General features: G+C 65.7%; 13 protein-coding genes. 5 read left to right on the top strand and 8 right to left on the bottom strand.

The genetic code is table 11. The features are described 5' to 3' along the window. Window positions 1-11 precede the first annotated feature (11 nt). Window positions 12-854, bottom strand: a complete 843-nt coding sequence (locus J3485_RS13800; protein ID WP_206953237.1) for an AAA family ATPase — start codon at window positions 852-854, stop codon at window positions 12-14. 256 nt (window positions 855-1,110) lie between these two features. Between J3485_RS13800 and J3485_RS13795 the strand changes: the two genes are divergently transcribed. Together J3485_RS13795 and J3485_RS13790 are read left to right on the top strand one after the other, a co-directional pair. Continuing rightward, on the top strand, window positions 1,111-1,479 hold the full coding sequence (locus J3485_RS13795) for a c-type cytochrome (protein ID WP_206953235.1): 369 nt from the start codon (window positions 1,111-1,113) through the stop codon (window positions 1,477-1,479). A gap of 51 nt (window positions 1,480-1,530) precedes the next feature. After that, on the top strand, window positions 1,531-1,911 hold the full coding sequence (locus tag J3485_RS13790; protein ID WP_206953234.1) for a c-type cytochrome: 381 nt from the start codon (window positions 1,531-1,533) through the stop codon (window positions 1,909-1,911). Window positions 1,912-2,094: 183 nt separating this feature from the next. Here J3485_RS13790 and J3485_RS13785 read toward each other — a convergent pair whose 3' ends face one another. Next, on the bottom strand, window positions 2,095-2,526 hold the full coding sequence (locus J3485_RS13785; protein ID WP_206953232.1) for a DUF1841 family protein: 432 nt from the start codon (window positions 2,524-2,526) through the stop codon (window positions 2,095-2,097). Window positions 2,527-2,755: 229 nt separating this feature from the next. Between J3485_RS13785 and J3485_RS13780 the strand changes: the two genes are divergently transcribed. After that, entirely contained in the window at window positions 2,756-3,688 is a 933-nt protein-coding gene (locus tag J3485_RS13780) for a DMT family transporter (protein ID WP_206953230.1), read from the top strand. An 85-nt stretch (window positions 3,689-3,773) separates the two neighbouring features. Here J3485_RS13780 and nth read toward each other — a convergent pair whose 3' ends face one another. Both nth and rsxB read right to left on the bottom strand, forming a co-directional pair. Beyond that, the gene (gene nth, locus J3485_RS13775; RefSeq protein ID WP_206953228.1) at window positions 3,774-4,418 is read right to left on the bottom strand and encodes an endonuclease III; all 645 of its coding nucleotides are present in this window, start codon (window positions 4,416-4,418) and stop codon (window positions 3,774-3,776) included. 28 nt (window positions 4,419-4,446) lie between these two features. Next, window positions 4,447-5,382: an electron transport complex subunit RsxB gene (gene rsxB / locus J3485_RS13770; protein ID WP_206953226.1), complete on the bottom strand. Its 936-nt coding sequence runs from the start codon at window positions 5,380-5,382 to the stop codon at window positions 4,447-4,449. Between the two features lie 269 nt (window positions 5,383-5,651). Between rsxB and J3485_RS13765 the strand changes: the two genes are divergently transcribed. Next, window positions 5,652-6,284: a TetR/AcrR family transcriptional regulator gene (locus tag J3485_RS13765; protein WP_206953224.1), complete on the top strand. Its 633-nt coding sequence runs from the start codon at window positions 5,652-5,654 to the stop codon at window positions 6,282-6,284. Between the two features lie 40 nt (window positions 6,285-6,324). Here the strand turns inward: J3485_RS13765 and J3485_RS13760 are convergent, their stop codons facing one another. Both J3485_RS13760 and J3485_RS13755 read right to left on the bottom strand, forming a co-directional pair. After that, entirely contained in the window at window positions 6,325-7,602 is a 1,278-nt protein-coding gene (locus J3485_RS13760; RefSeq protein WP_206953222.1) for a polyhydroxyalkanoate depolymerase, read from the bottom strand. A gap of 242 nt (window positions 7,603-7,844) precedes the next feature. Further along, window positions 7,845-9,722, bottom strand: coding sequence for a glycoside hydrolase family 15 protein (locus J3485_RS13755; protein ID WP_206953220.1), 1,878 nt, complete (start codon window positions 9,720-9,722; stop codon window positions 7,845-7,847). 285 nt (window positions 9,723-10,007) lie between these two features. Here J3485_RS13755 and J3485_RS13750 point away from each other — a divergent pair, with 285 nt between their 5' ends. Continuing rightward, complete coding sequence (locus J3485_RS13750; protein ID WP_206953218.1) at window positions 10,008-10,253, top strand: hypothetical protein; 246 nt, start codon at window positions 10,008-10,010, stop codon at window positions 10,251-10,253. A gap of 25 nt (window positions 10,254-10,278) precedes the next feature. Here J3485_RS13750 and J3485_RS13745 read toward each other — a convergent pair whose 3' ends face one another. Together J3485_RS13745 and J3485_RS29690 are read right to left on the bottom strand one after the other, a co-directional pair. Next, window positions 10,279-10,437 (bottom strand): DUF3096 domain-containing protein, encoded by a 159-nt coding sequence (locus J3485_RS13745; protein WP_206953216.1) that lies wholly within the window; start codon window positions 10,435-10,437, stop codon window positions 10,279-10,281. A 515-nt stretch (window positions 10,438-10,952) separates the two neighbouring features. Beyond that, window positions 10,953-14,321, bottom strand: coding sequence for a DNA translocase FtsK (locus J3485_RS29690; RefSeq protein ID WP_242538568.1), 3,369 nt, complete (start codon window positions 14,319-14,321; stop codon window positions 10,953-10,955). Window positions 14,322-14,332 lie beyond the last annotated feature (11 nt).

Here is a 14,332-nt window from a genome sequence, read left to right as displayed (position 1 = left end):
CGCCCTTGGGGTTAGCGGTTGTGCCGATTCATGTAGACCAGGCGCTCGAAGAGGCTGAGGTCTTGCTCGTTTTTCAACAGCGCGCCCGCGAGCGGCGGCACGATTTGCTTCTGATCGGGCGAGCGCAGCGCCTCGGGCGGAATGTCTTCGGCGAGCAGAAGCTTGAGCCAATCGAGCAGTTCGGACGTCGACGGCTTCTTTTTCAGGCCCGATACGCCACGCAGTTCGAAGAAGCTCGCCATCGCCGCCCGCAGCAGGTCCTCGCGGATGCCGGGGTAATGGACGTCGACGATCCGCTGCATCGTCGACGGATCCGGGAATTGGATGTAATGGAAGAAGCAGCGGCGCAGGAACGCGTCGGGCAGCTCCTTCTCGTTGTTCGAGGTGATGACGACGAGCGGCCGGTGCTTGGCGCGCACGATCTCGCGCGTTTCGTAGACGTGAAATTCCATGCGATCGAGCTCGCGCAGCAAGTCGTTCGGGAATTCGATGTCGGCCTTGTCGATTTCGTCGATGAGCAGCACGGCCGGCACGTCCGATTCGAACGCCTGCCAGAGTACGCCCTTGACGATGTAGTTCGCGATATCCTGCACGCGCGCATCGCCGAGCTGCGAATCGCGCAGACGCGAAACGGCGTCGTACTCGTACAGGCCCTGCTGCGCTTTGGTCGTCGATTTGATGTGCCACTGATAGAGCGGCATGCCGAGCGAGGCCGCGACTTCTTCGGCGAGCATCGTCTTGCCGGTGCCGGGCTCGCCCTTGATCAAGAGCGGGCGCTTGAGCGTGATCGCGGCGTTGACGGCGAGTTTGAGATCGTCGGTGGCGACGTACTGCGACGAGCCTTCGAAGCGCATGGCGGCCTGCTCTTTGGAAAAAAATCCCAGTATAAGTCAGAAGGGCTTGGCGCTTTTCCCGCGCGGCCTTATCGTGTCGGACGGCTCGCGCGCGGCGAAGGCCGGCGCAGCCGGGTGGACGCCCGGTCGAGCCGCGCGGTACAATTGCCGCGATTTTTTTGGCCGCTCGTTGCGATTTCGACAACAAGAACGGCGCAGCGCCATTGCCCGCAGGCTTTTAGCGGGCGCTCGTTTCCCCTTAAGCCAGGTAGAACCTATGAACTCTTTCGTCGGCAAACATGTCGTGACCGCAGCGCTCGCCGTGCTCGCGGGGTTTGCGGTGAGCGCGCAGGCGGCCGATGTGGTCGGCAATGCGAAGGCGGGCCAGGGCAAGGTCGCGATGTGCATCGGCTGTCACGGCATTCCCGACTACCGCACGGCGTTCCCCGAGGTCTATCGCGTGCCGAAGCTCGGCGGGCAGAATCAGCAATACCTCGAAAACGCGCTGCACGAGTACAAGAAGGGCGATCGCCACTTCCAGACGATGCACGCCGTTGCGTCATCGCTGTCGGATCAAGACATCGCCGATATCGCGGCGTACTACGCCTCGCAAACGCCGGCGTCGACGAACAATCCCGACAAGTGACCGTCCTCTCGGCCGCTTTCAGCTACCTCATTTCGCGGGATAGGAGAATTCATGAACAAGCCTGATCAGGCACTCGCCATCGTCGCCAAGGCTGCAGGGGCAGCGCTCGTCGCGCTCGGCGGCACGATCGGTTCGGCCCACGCGGCCAGTATCGACAACGGCAAGGCGCTCGTCGAAGCCCACAACTGCGCGGCCTGCCACGGGGCCACGTTCACGAACCCCGTCAGCAACGATTACCCGAAGCTGGCCGGCCAGCATGCCGACTATATCTACTGGGCGCTGCGCGCGTACCAGACGGGTACGGGCAACCCGAACTTCGGCCGCAGCAACGCGATCATGCAGGCGCAGGTGCAAAGCTTGTCGCTGAGCGACATGAAGGACATCGGAGCCTACCTCGAGTCGCTGCCGAGCAATCTGGTCGACAAAAAGTAAGACGCCGACGGCGTTGGGCATCGTGCCGCATTCGGCACTCGCATGACCGGCATCGATATGCAAGCACCCCGCTCCGGCGGGGTGTTTTTTTACAACGAATGCCCCTGCGACCCCTCCCGCGACAACATGTCGCAGTCTCGCTCGATCTCGTCTTAATCCGCCTTAACCCGTCTTAAGCGGGCCTCAATCGCGTGATGCTCGCCGCTCGATTCGGGCGAGATACGCGTCGGTATCGGGCGGCGTGTTGCTGCGTTGCGCCTCCCAAATCGTCTCGCCGAGGCATTCCATGATCGCGTGCTGCGCCTCGTGCGTCGAGCCAAGCCGTGCCGCGAGCCGCTCGTGGGCGGCGCGGATCCCCGGCGGCTGGTCGATCGAGAGCTGTTCGCTGATTGCGAGATGCATCGACAAATGCAGGAACGGATTCGTGCGGCCGGCCTCGGGGGCATAGTCGGCCGCTGCCGTCGCTTCGTCGGCCAACTCGGCTTGGTACTCGGGATGCTCGACGATCCAATCGGCCGCTATCGCCTCGAGCGGGGTGAGAATCTCGCCCGTGCGCTGCTTGCGCCAGGTGTCGATGAAAAAGCGTCGGACTTCGTCGCGGCTCGGATTGAACATCGTATGGATCGACCTTTGCTTTGAATAGCGCCGCGCTGCGCGACGCCCAGCAGCGCCGCCGTTCACGGCCAATCCGCCATTTTACGCCGCGCGGTGCTGGGCGTCGGGCTGCGAATCATGCCGGACGGGTAGAATCGCCGGGCATGGCCCATCTCGTGCCGGGGTCGGCCCGGTACGGCCGCGGCCGTGCACAGCTTTGCCGACCACGACGATAACAACGATGTCCCCGATGCGTTCTCCCGATACTCACCCGCGCGCCGATACGGTGCGCGGCGCTCTGCTCGTGGCGTTATCCGCCAGTGCTTTCGGCGCGATGCCGATCTTCGGCCGTTATGCCTACGCAGGCGGCACCGACGTGCTCGGTCTGCTCACGCTTCGTTTCCTGATCGGCGGGACGCTGCTCGCGGCCGTCGCATGCCGGCGAGGCGTTGCCTGGCCGCGCGGGCGCACGCTTTGGGGCATCGTCGCGATGGGTGCGCTCGGCTACGTCGGCCAGTCGCTCTGCTATTTCACTGCGCTGCAGCACGCACAGGCGAGTCTCGTTGCGCTTTTGCTGTACCTCTATCCGGCGTTCGTCACGCTGCTGGCGGCGCTTTGGCTCGGAGAGCGTCTGACGCGCGTGAAAGCCGCCGCGCTCGTCCTGTGCTTGGCAGGCTCGGCGTTGATGGTCGGAGGCGGCCGAGGCGATCCGCTCGGCATTGCGCTCGCGCTCGCGGCGGCCGTCGTCTATTCGCTCTACATCGTGGCCGGCGCGCGCGTGACGCGCGACGTCGATCCGCTCGCGACGACGGCCATCGTCTGCTTGTCGGCGGCTGCCGTGTTCTGCACGGTGTCGATCGCGCGCACGTTGGCAGGTGCGCCGCCGCATCTGCCTGCTACCGCGCCCGCATGGGCCGCGATCATCGCGATCGCGCTCGTCTCGACGGTGACGGCGATGCTCTCGTTCTTCGCAGGGCTTGCGCGGCTCGGCGCGGCGCGCACGTCGATGCTCTCGACGCTCGAGCCCGTCGTCACGGTGTTGCTCGCTGCGATCTTGCTTGGCGAACGGTTGGCGCCGCTGCAATGGGTCGGGGGTGTTGGCGTGCTCGCGGCGGTGTTGTGGCTCGTGCGTGCCGGCGGCGGCGCTCACGACGAGGCCGTGTCGCTCGAAGCCAATCAATGAGTCGGCGGCAAGCCGCCGTCGCAACCGGTTGTCACGACATCGTGTGCGGCGCGTCGCGCGAAGCGGCGGCGGCCGCCGCATGTGTTCAAAGCTCGGGTGGCGGCGTCTTCGGCTTGTACTCGCATATCGGCTCGATGGCGCAGTGCCAGCATTCGGGCCGGCGCGCCTTGCAGACATAGCGGCCGTGCAGGATCAGCCAATGGTGAGCGTCGTGACGAAACTCGGGCGGCGTGAACTTCTCGAGCGAGGCTTCGACGGCGCGTACGTCCTTGCCCGGCGCGAGGCCCGTCCGATTGGCCACGCGAAAGATATGCGTGTCGACGGCAATGGTAGGCTGCCCGAACGCCGTATTGAGCACGACGTTCGCCGTCTTGCGGCCGACGCCGGGCAGGCTTTCGAGCGCCTCGCGCTCGGCCGGCACTTCGCCGCCGTACTGCTCGAGCACGATGCGGCTCGTGGCGATGACGTTCTTCGCTTTGGTCCGATAAAGCCCAATCGTCTTGATGTAGTCGGATACGCCGGCTTCGCCGAGCGCGAGCAGGGTCTGCGGGGTATTCGCCACGGGGAACATCTTGCGCGTCGCCTTGTTGACGGAGACGTCCGTCGCCTGCGCGGACAGCATCACGGCGATCAGCAATTCGAACGGCGTCTTGTATTCGAGTTCGGTGGTCGGATGCGGATTGAGGCTTTGCAACGTCTCGTAGATGGCGCGTCGTTTTTGTGCGTTCATGCAGCGCTCGCGGGTGGCAAGGAAAGGCTCAGCGATCGTCGTCGGCGGGCCGACGCGGCATGGTTAAGTCATTCGGATCGTCAGCTCGATTCCCGTTCGACGTGTCGGTTGCCCCCGCGCGATCGGGTGCGGCGGGGCGGGCGGAACGATCGGAGGCGGGTGCGGCGTCGTTCGCCGGAGACGAGGCGCTGAGCCGCTGCCGGCGTGCTTCCGCGGCGTCGATTTGCGCTTGGACATCCGCGCTGACGTTTGCGACGTTCTTCGGGGCGATGCCCTGGGCCGCCAGCGCGTCCTTCTTCTGGCGTGCGCGTTCGAGCGCGGCTTGGATGATCGCGCGTTTTTCCGCGGCTGCGTCTTCCACCGGAGGGCTCGCGTCGGACGCATTCGCGCTGGGTATACCCGCGCCGGCGGCCGCCTCGGCACGGCGAGCCGCGGCACGGGCCTCTGCCGCTTGGCGCTCGCGCGCAAGCCTTGCCATGCGCCGGTCATGGCGCACCCGGGCCGCGTCGGCTTGCGCTTGGCTCCAGGCGTCCCAGCCTGTTCGCTCGCCTGTCGCGGGCATCATCGCGATGCAATCGACGGGGCATGGCGCGACGCAAAGGTCGCAGCCCGTGCACAGTTCGGCCACGACCGTATGCATGAGCTTGGGCGCGCCGACGATCGCATCGACCGGGCATGCCTGCATGCAGAGCGTGCAGCCGATGCACAGCGTTTCGTCGATGACGGCGAGCGGCCGGGCCCGCTCCTCGCCGTTGGCGGGGTTCAAAGGCATCGCGCGCCGGCCGAGCAGGGCGGCCAGGCGCGCGATGCCTTGCGCGCCGCCGGGCGGACATTGGTTATAGCCGGCCTCGCCGCGCGCCACGGCTTCGGCATAGGGCCGGCAGCCGGCATAGCCGCACTTCGTGCATTGCGTTTGCGGGAGCAGATCCTCGATGCGGTCTGCGAGAGTCACACGATCGGTCACGTTCGGTACGTCTTGAGCACGCGGGCGGTGCGTTGCGCCGCGCTGGCATTGGGCGGCCGCGGATGCGTTTCGCGTGCGGGAAAAGAGCGCATTATCGCCGATTTCCCGGATTGCCATCGGTCAACCATGTGCCATAATCGAAGCGCTTTTTCGCACGAGACGCACGGTGTTCCCCAAAAAAATGGCGCGCTCGTCCATGTTGCCGGCGTAGGTCGAGGAGGGCCGGCTGCATGACGGGGCAACGCGGCTCACGAAGCAAAAAGGCCACCATGAATCAATCGAAAATCAAAAGAGATCCAGAAGGGACCCGGCGTCGTATTCTGCTTGCGGCGGCCGAAGAGTTCGCAAATGGGGGTTTGTTCGGCGCGCGCGTCGATCAAATTGCCCGGCGCGCGGAGACGAACGAGCGGATGCTCTATTACTACTTCGGTAGCAAAGAGCAGCTTTTCACGGCTGTGCTCGAACACGCTTTCGGCGCATTGACGGAGGCGGAAAAAACACTCGATTTGAACGGCGTCGCGCCCATCGAAGCGATTACGCGGCTCGCGCATTTCGTGTGGGACTACTATCGCGATCATCCGGATCTGCTGCGTCTCATCAATAACGAAAATCTGCACGAAGCGCGTTATATCCAGAAATCGCCGCGCATTCGAGAAATGATTTCGCCGATGGTGGCGACGCTCTCTTCAATTCTCGAGCGGGGGCAACGCGCGGGCCTGTTTCGCACGAACGTCGATCCATTGCGCTTCTACGTTGCGCTTTCGGGGCTCGGCTATTACAGCGTGTCCAATCGATTCACGCTCGAAGCCACGCTGGGCCGGGACTTCAGTTCGCCGGCCGAGCGTGCCGAGATGATGCGTATGAATACCGAGTTGCTGCTCGCCTATCTCATGCGCAAGTAAGCCGCGGTAGGGCGGCGCCGGCACGGGCCGGCGCCCGCGATCATGCTTCCACGGGTTCGCTCGTGCGTTTCGTTTCCTTGTTGTGCTCGAGGATGAAGTCGCGCAGTTGCGGATAGATGATCGTGCGCCAGCGACGGCCGGAGAAAATACCGTAATGGCCGCATTTTTCGGCGGTGAAGTGGTGCTTGTGCTTCTCGGGAATGCCCGTGCAGAGATCGTGCGCGGCGCGCGTTTGCCCGCAGCCCGAGATGTCGTCGAGCTCGCCCTCGATCGTAAACAACGCCGTCTTCTTGATGTCTTGCGGCCGAACGAGTTCGCCGTCGACTTCCCACGTGCCCTCGGCGAGGCTGAATTCCTGAAAGACGATGCGGATCGTATCGAGGTAGTACTCGGCGGCCATGTCGAGCACCGCGTTGTACTCGTCGTAGAAGCGGCGGTGCGCCTCGGCGTCGTCCTCATCGCCGCGCAGCATGCTTTGATAGAAGTCCCAATGCGAGGCCGCGTGGCGTTCGGGGTTCATCGCGACGAAGCCCGCATGTTGCAAGAAGCCCGGATAGACGTGGCGACCGACGCCCGGATAGTTCGGGGGCACGGTGTGAATCACGTTGTTCTCGAACCACTGATACGAGTGCTGCATCGCGAGCGAGTTGACCGACGTGGGGCTGCGCCGTGCGTCGATCGGGCCGCCCATCATCGTCATCGTGCGCGGCGTGTCCTCGCCGCGGCTCGCCATTAGCGAAATCGCGGCGAGCACGGGCACCGTCGGCTGACAGACGGACAGCACGTGCAGGTTCTTCGCGCCGATGTGGCGGATGAATTCCTGGATGTAGGCGACGTAGTCGTCGAGATGGAACGGGCCGTCCTCCAGCGGGACCATGCGCGCATCCATCCAGTCGGTGATGTAGACCTTGTGATCCTGCAGCAGCGTGCGCACGGTATCGCGCAGCAGCGTCGAATGGTGTCCCGACAGCGGCGCGCAGACGAGCACGACGGGCTCGTCCTTCAATTGCGCGACGGCATCGGAGTCGTCGGCGAAACGCTTGAAGCGAAGCAGACGGCAGAACGGCTTTTCGACGATCGTCTGCTCGATGATCGGGATATTGTGGCCTTCTTTGACGATTTGATGAATATCGAATTCGGGCTTCTCGTAATCCTTGCCGAGCCGGTAAAGCAATTCATAGCCGGCGGACAAGCGCGTCGCGCCGGGCACGTAGGCGAACGGGCTCGCGGGATTGGCGAAGGATTTCGAGGCGGCCTGGGCCCAGGCCGTCAGCGGATTCAAGAGCGCGCGCTGAAACTCGTAAAACTGGTAAAGCATGATGTAGGGCTCCCGCGGGGGGTAGGGACGGGGCAATAAAAGGCGGCGCTCGGCGTCGCGGCTGGATGGACCGAACGGATACTCGTGGCGGTGTTATTCAGTTGATGATAAAGGACAAACGTTCTTGGTGCAACGCAGCAATTCCACCAGCCGGCCGGGTATTTTCCCGAATACTGCTTCGCAGCATTCGTGCCGATATCAAGCTTTGCGCATCGACGTGCCCATTATTTAATGGGGCCGTATCATGGCGCCTCGGCTCCCAAATCCGGCCGAGCCGGCCGAGCCGGCTGAGCCGGCTGAGTCGGGTCGTGCGCCTCGGACGGATGCCCCGTCGCGCCCGCGATCGATTGTTCATGCCGCATGAGGTTCAAACCGGTATGGACGAGTGCGACGTGCGAAAACGCCTGCGGAAAATTGCCGGTGAATCGCTTGCTTTGCGGGTCGTACTCCTCGGACAGCAAGCCGACGTCGTTGACGAGCCCCACCAGGCGTTCGTACATCGCGTGCGCTTCGTCCATGCGACCTTGCAGGGCCAGGTTGTCGACCATCCAAAAGCTGCAGGCGAGGAACGTGCCTTCGCCCGGCGGTAGGCCGTCGTCGACTTTGTGCGTGTGGTAGCGGCGCACGAACCCCTCGAACGTGAGATCGCGCTCGATCGCCGCCGTCGTCGATGCGATGCGCGGATCGGTCGGCGGCAAGAAACCGACCAGCGGAAGCAGCAGGAGGCTCGCGTCGAGTTCGTCGCCGCCGTACACCTGCGTGAACGTACCGCGCTCGTTGCTCCAGCCTTTGTTGCAGACGTCGGCGTGGATGCGATCGCGCAGCGTGCGCCAGCGGTCGATCGGCCCGGACAGCTTGAACTTCTCCGCCGAGCGGATCGCACGGTCGAACGCCACCCATGCCATCACCTTCGAGAACGTGAACTGGCGCGGGCCGCTGCGCACTTCCCAGAGCCCTTCGTCGGGCTCGGCCCAGATCGACTCGAGGTGCTCGAGCATCAGGCATTGCAGCGTCCATACCGCCTCGTCCGCGTGCAGGCCGCCGACGCGCGCGAGATGCAGTGCATTCATCACTTCGCCGTAGACGTCGAGCTGCAACTGACCGACCGCTTGGTTGCCGATGCGCACGGGGCTCGCGCCTTCATAGCCGGGCAGCCAGCCGATCTCCGTTTCGGGCAGCCGCCGCTCGCCGGCCACGCCGTACATGATTTGCGCCTGCGCGGGCGAGCCCGCGAGCGCGCGCTCGAGCCACACGCGCCAAGCGCGGGCTTCGTCGTAGAAGCCGCAACGCATCAGCGCGAGCAGCGTGATCGTCGCATCGCGCAGCCAGCAGTAGCGGTAATCCCAGTTGCGCGAGCCCCCCAGCCGTTCGGGCAGCGAGGTGGTGGGCGCGGCGACGATGCCGCCGGTCGGATCGTAAGCGAGCGCTTTGAGCGTGATCAGCGAACGGCGTATCGGTTCGGCGTACCGGCCTTGCACGCTGCATTGCGCGATCCAGCCGCGCCAATGCTGCTCGGTGTGTTCGAGGGAGACGAAGGGATCTTTTGCGGGCGGCAGCCGCTCGTGCGAGACCGAGTAGCCGAGCACGAACGGAATTCGTTCGCCCTCGGACACAGTGAACTCGGCCACCGTGTGCATGTTCTCGCCGCGCAGCGCCACCGGCGTGCGCAATACGACCGTGTTGGGACCCACCACGGCCTTGATGCCGTTTCCATGTGTGAGCCGTGTGACCCACGGTACCGACAGCCCATAGTCGAAGCGCAAGGTCAGCGACATGCGCATCGGAACCGTGCCGCGCTTGCCCACGACGATGCGCACGAGCTCCGAGCGCCCGTTGCCCGGCGGCATGAAGTCGATCACGGTGACGGCGCCGTCGGGCGTTTCGTGATCCGTTTCGAGGACCAAGGTGCCGTCGCGGTAGCGGCGGGTATGTGTCACGGGGGCTTCGAGCGCCGGTTCGATGCGCCATGCGCCGTGCTCCGCCGTGCCGAGCAGTGCGGCGAAGCAGGCGCCCGAATCGAAGCGCGGCCAGCACAGCCAGTCGACCGAGCCGTCTCGCGAAATGAGCGCGGCCGTATGGCCGTCGCCGACGAGTGCGTAATCTTCGATATGCGCAGGCATGGTGTCGGGATTTCTCCTGCTATCCGTGCGAATGCCGATACGAATGTGGCGCCGAATGCGCGTCAATGTACGCGTTCGCGTGTAGAGGCTATGCAAAGCTTACGCCTCGCATTAGGACGATCGGGGTGGAAACGATTTCGCGTTGGCGCGGTGCAAATTCGCTCGCTACAATCGGGCTTCGGGGATTCCGGCCGGGCGCGTCCCATATAACGAGCCACGCACAGCGTGTCGCGCATTCGGCCCTCAATGCGCTTGTCATCAACCCTCATAGCGAGAATTGACGCCATGCAGAATCCGTCGAAGGTCGATTGCATCACGATCCTCTCCGCAGCACGCGAACTGGGCGACGACGCCTTGCTTCATCTCGATGCCCGCACCCTCGGCCTCACGCGCAACGCCATGGAAACGGCCGCCGCGTTCTTGATCGAGCGGGCCTGCTTCAAGCGTCACCGCGACGGTGACGGTCATTACGCGGTTGGCGGCTTGTCGTTGCAGGGCAAGTTGCGGCTCGACCAGTTCGTCAACGGCTGAGCGTATCCGCGTCCGGCGCGCTCGCTCAGAGATGCAGCGAGTGGGCGCCCGGGCCCAGCAGTCCCAGCAAACCGATGATGATGAGGTAGAGCGCGACGATGTAGTTCAAGAGTCGCGGCACCACCAGAATCAAAATGCCGGCGATCAGTGCGGCAAGCGGTCCCAAGCTGACGAAGATATTCATAGCGGCTCCTTGATTGAACTGGGGGAAGGGCGTAGCCCTTGTTCGGGCCCCGCATGCTCTGACCCTAGCCGGCGCGCGAGTGCCACTCAGACCCTATGCAAAGCGCTGGCCCGATATCGGCTCGCCGCGAAATGTCGCGTCGCGCACATATTGGGACGTAGCCCGCAGCCCATTTGCGAAAATACGCTCCGCGAAAACAAAGAGAGCCTACGCGTCAGAGCAAGCGCGTAGGCCCGAAGCTACCGCCTCACGGGGGCGAGCGGCAGGGGATGAGTATGACGATTGCACCCGAGCGTCGGGTGCACACGCGGCCCGTCGATGCGTGGCGCCGCCGCGTTCGGTTCTACAGCGTGCTGCAACTGTCGTGCCGGCGGCAGCGCATGCCGATTGTCCAAAGCCGCGGGGCGGGATTGCCGTGCCTCTGCCCATCTCGGTGCGCGTCGCGGCGAAGCTGAGCCGCGACCGGCTAGTTCTTGCAAGTGCCGCGCACGTTTTACGCGGGCGGCTACTCGTCCTCAAGGCTCCGCGCCCGGCGGCGCGAGCACCTCGCGGCTGCCGCCCGTGCTCATCGACGAAACGAGCCCCGCCGCTTCCATCTGCTCGACCAGACGCGCCGCGCGGTTGTAGCCGATCCGAAGCTGCCGCTGCACGGCTGAGATCGACGCGCGGCGCGTGCGAACGACGAACGCCACGGCTTCGTCGTAGAGCGGATCGGCCTCGGCGTCGGGCGCGTCGCCGAACAAGTCTTGCGGCGCTCCGTCCGTTGCCGGGCCGTCGAGAATGCCTTCCTCGTACTGCGGCTCGCCGAACTGCTTCAAGTGCTCGACGACGCGGTGAACCTCTTCGTCGGCCACGAACGCGCCGTGCACGCGCTGTGGGTAGCCGGTGCCGGGCGGCAGGAACAGCATGTCGCCCTGGCCCAGCAGCGATTCGGCGCCCATCTGATCGAGGATCGTGCGCGAATCGATCTTCGAGGAGACTTGGAACGCGACGCGTGTCGGAATGTTCGCCTTGATGAGCCCCGTGATGACGTCGACGGACGGACGTTGCGTCGCGAGGATCAAATGGATGCCGGCCGCGCGCGCCTTCTGGGCCAGCCGCGCGATCAGCTCTTCGATTTTCTTGCCCGCCACCATCATCAGATCGGCGAGCTCGTCGATGACGACGACGATCAACGGCAACGGCGACAGCGGCTCGGGGGCCTCCGGCGTCAGCGAAAACGGATTGCCGATCTTCTTGCCCGCGGCCTGGGCGTCGCGCAGCTTTTGATTGAAGCCGGCAAGATTGCGCACGCCGACGGCCGACATGAGCCGGTAGCGCTTCTCCATCTCGCCGACGCACCAGTTGAGCGCGTTTGCGGCGAGCTTCATGTCCGTGACGACGGGCGCAAGCAGGTGCGCAATGCCCTCGTAGACCGACAACTCGAGCATCTTCGGGTCGATCATGATGAGCCGCACTTCCTCGGGCGTCGCCTTGAAGAGCAGCGAGACGATCATGGCGTTGATCGCGACTGACTTGCCCGAGCCCGTCGTGCCCGCGACGAGCATGTGCGGCGCTTTGGCGAGATCGGCGACGACGGGATGGCCCGTGATGTCCTTGCCCATCGCGAGCGTCAGTTTCGAGGCTGAATGGCGATAGACGTCGGCCGCTATGATCTCGGACAGCCGGATCGTGTGCCGCTTCGCGTTCGGCAGTTCGAGCCCCATGCAGGTCTTGCCGGGGATCGTTTCGACGACGCGGATCGACGTAAGGCCCAGCCCGCGCGAGAGGTCCTTCATCAAACCGACGATCTGGCTGCCGCGCACGCCGAGCGCCGGCTCGATCTCGAAGCGCGTGATGACGGGGCCCGCCGATGCGCCGACGACGGTCACCGGTACTTTGAATTCCTGCAGGCGTTGCTCGATCAACTGCCCCGTTTGGGAGAGGCGTTCCGCCGGGATCTCTTCCGTTTCAGCCGACGCGGGCTCGAGCAGATCGAGCGTCGGCAGTTCGACCGCCGAGGCGGCAGGCGCATGGAACGTGAACTCGGCCGGAGTATGGCCGCGGACCGGGGTGAGTTCGGCGGCCGCCGGCGCGGCAGGGGCCGCCGCCAGCGTTGACGACTGTGATCCCGGCGCCGCGGCCGGGAGGGGCGAGACGGGTGTTGCCGTGCCGGCAACCGCGGCCGTTGGCATTGCCGCGGCGGCGGGTTGCGCATTGACCTTCGAAGACGATGCGAGTTCGATGAGCACCGGTGTCGCCGGCGTTGGTCCGTCCGTGGCGTCCGTGCGCTGCGTCGCGTTCTCGGAGGGCATCGCGCCCGCGGGAGGCGCGACACGCTCGGGTGAATCGAGCGGTTCGTCGTCGTCCGCCCACGGCGGCACGTCGTTCGATTCGCTTGCCGTCATGCCCACGTGCGGGTCCTCGCCCTGCGCGTCGGGCTCGCCTCCCGCGCGTCGCGTCGATTCAGCGCCCGCGGATGCGGTGGCGGCGGATGCGGGGGTGGGAACGGCCGAGGTGTCGTCCACGGCATGGCGCGCAAACGAATCTGACGCCGTGGTCGGCTGCTGCGTTGGCGTTGGCGGCAGTATGGGCGCAGGCGAATCGGCGGCGGCGTTGCTCGGTGCGGATTCGACATTGGCCGATGGCGCTGGGCTAGACGTTGCGACCGTGCCCGCGTTGGCGTGGGTGGGCACCCCGGCTCCCGAGGCTGCGTCGCGCGGCGCCGGTCCTGCCCCGCGCCGGGCGAGGCTCGAACTTGCGAGCGCAGTCCACTGCGCAGCGTTCGCCTCGATCGCGCGCAGTGTCTCGAGCACACCGGGCGGCGCCTCGCCCGGCGCGGCCGAGCGAGGCGCCATGGCCACCTGCGGAACATGCGGCCGCGAGAGCGGCCGGGCAGGCTGGCCGGCTGCCGCCTGCGTCGACGAAGGCTCTGTGGATGCAGGCCGTGTCGACGCAGGTTTCGCTGGCGAAGGTTGTGCGGGCGAAGCGAGCGGCGGCGCGCTCGGAGCCGTCGGCGACCCGCCGGCCGTGGCGTACGCAGCGCGGCTGCCGGCGAAGCCGATCGCGGCCGCGGCGGCACCGGAGCGTGGCTGAGCCGGCGCGGCGGCAGGGTGGGGGTTCGCAGCCGAACCCGTCGGTGGACGAGGCCGCACGTTCGCCGTGTTTGGAATGGTCGACATGTTCGGCATAGGGCGCGCACCGCGTCCCGTGCCTGACTTGTCGTTTGCGCTCCATCCCGCGCCTTGTTGCGCGGCCCGAACCGGTGTGGTCGGCTCGAACGGTTTGGCGCCGGCGCCGCGTGCGTCGCGCAGGCTGCCGCGCGGCATGCCGGGCTCGACAGACGTGGTGGTCCGTGCCTTCGTGTTCGAAATCGGAGGCGGTTGCCAGACCGTGGGCCGGGCATAGCGGCCTGTCGATTTCGGCGCCATGGCGTTGGACGTGTTCGCGCGGAACGTGGAGCCGGAAAGGCCGCCGCGCGCCGCCCGCGGCTCGTTGTCGCGCGCGGCGGCCGCCGGGCCCGACGAGGATGCGCTTGGCCCGATGTTCAAGCCGAGGCCGAAGGCACGATCGGCCCAACGTAACGTATCGCGCCAAGAAAAGCCGATGAGCCAAGGCAGGCCCGCGAAGACGAGCGCGGGCGCCACGAAGAAGGCGCCTCGTCCTAGCGCGCGCAGCGCGAGGCCGAGCACCGCGTGCCCAAGCGCATTGCCCGTATGGGGTGCGAGCGCCGCTTCGAGCGCGCCGCTGCCCACGAAGACGCCGACGAAGCCGAGCCAAAGCCGGATCGTGCCGCGTCCGCGCGCTGGGGTGTCGCGCGTGAATGCCGCAATTGCGAGACGCAAGGCCAAGGGCACGAGCCAGATGACCGAGACGCCGAACCAGCCGAAAACCACCGTATGCATGCTAGAGGGTA

The organism is Trinickia acidisoli, assembly GCF_017315725.1.
Classification (GTDB): Bacteria; Pseudomonadota; Gammaproteobacteria; order Burkholderiales; family Burkholderiaceae; genus Trinickia; species Trinickia acidisoli.
Note: the sequence above shows the minus strand (reverse complement) of the source record. Positions and strands in the feature narration are given on the sequence as shown.

What these genes read in the sequence shown, in the direction of transcription:
- J3485_RS13755 (WP_206953220.1), bottom strand. Translation starts at nt 9,722, where the DNA reads ATGCCTGCGCATATCGAAGATTACGCACTCGTCGGCGACGGCCATACG.
- J3485_RS13790 (WP_206953234.1), top strand. Translation starts at nt 1,531, where the DNA reads ATGAACAAGCCTGATCAGGCACTCGCCATCGTCGCCAAGGCTGCAGGG.
- J3485_RS13780 (WP_206953230.1), top strand. Translation starts at nt 2,756, where the DNA reads ATGCGTTCTCCCGATACTCACCCGCGCGCCGATACGGTGCGCGGCGCT.
- J3485_RS13795 (WP_206953235.1), top strand. Translation starts at nt 1,111, where the DNA reads ATGAACTCTTTCGTCGGCAAACATGTCGTGACCGCAGCGCTCGCCGTG.
- J3485_RS29690 (WP_242538568.1), bottom strand. Translation starts at nt 14,321, where the DNA reads ATGCATACGGTGGTTTTCGGCTGGTTCGGCGTCTCGGTCATCTGGCTC.
- J3485_RS13800 (WP_206953237.1), bottom strand. Translation starts at nt 854, where the DNA reads ATGCGCTTCGAAGGCTCGTCGCAGTACGTCGCCACCGACGATCTCAAA.
- J3485_RS13785 (WP_206953232.1), bottom strand. Translation starts at nt 2,526, where the DNA reads ATGTTCAATCCGAGCCGCGACGAAGTCCGACGCTTTTTCATCGACACC.
- J3485_RS13765 (WP_206953224.1), top strand. Translation starts at nt 5,652, where the DNA reads ATGAATCAATCGAAAATCAAAAGAGATCCAGAAGGGACCCGGCGTCGT.
- nth (WP_206953228.1), bottom strand. Translation starts at nt 4,418, where the DNA reads ATGAACGCACAAAAACGACGCGCCATCTACGAGACGTTGCAAAGCCTC.
- J3485_RS13745 (WP_206953216.1), bottom strand. Translation starts at nt 10,437, where the DNA reads ATGAATATCTTCGTCAGCTTGGGACCGCTTGCCGCACTGATCGCCGGC.
- J3485_RS13760 (WP_206953222.1), bottom strand. Translation starts at nt 7,602, where the DNA reads ATGCTTTACCAGTTTTACGAGTTTCAGCGCGCGCTCTTGAATCCGCTG.
- J3485_RS13750 (WP_206953218.1), top strand. Translation starts at nt 10,008, where the DNA reads ATGCAGAATCCGTCGAAGGTCGATTGCATCACGATCCTCTCCGCAGCA.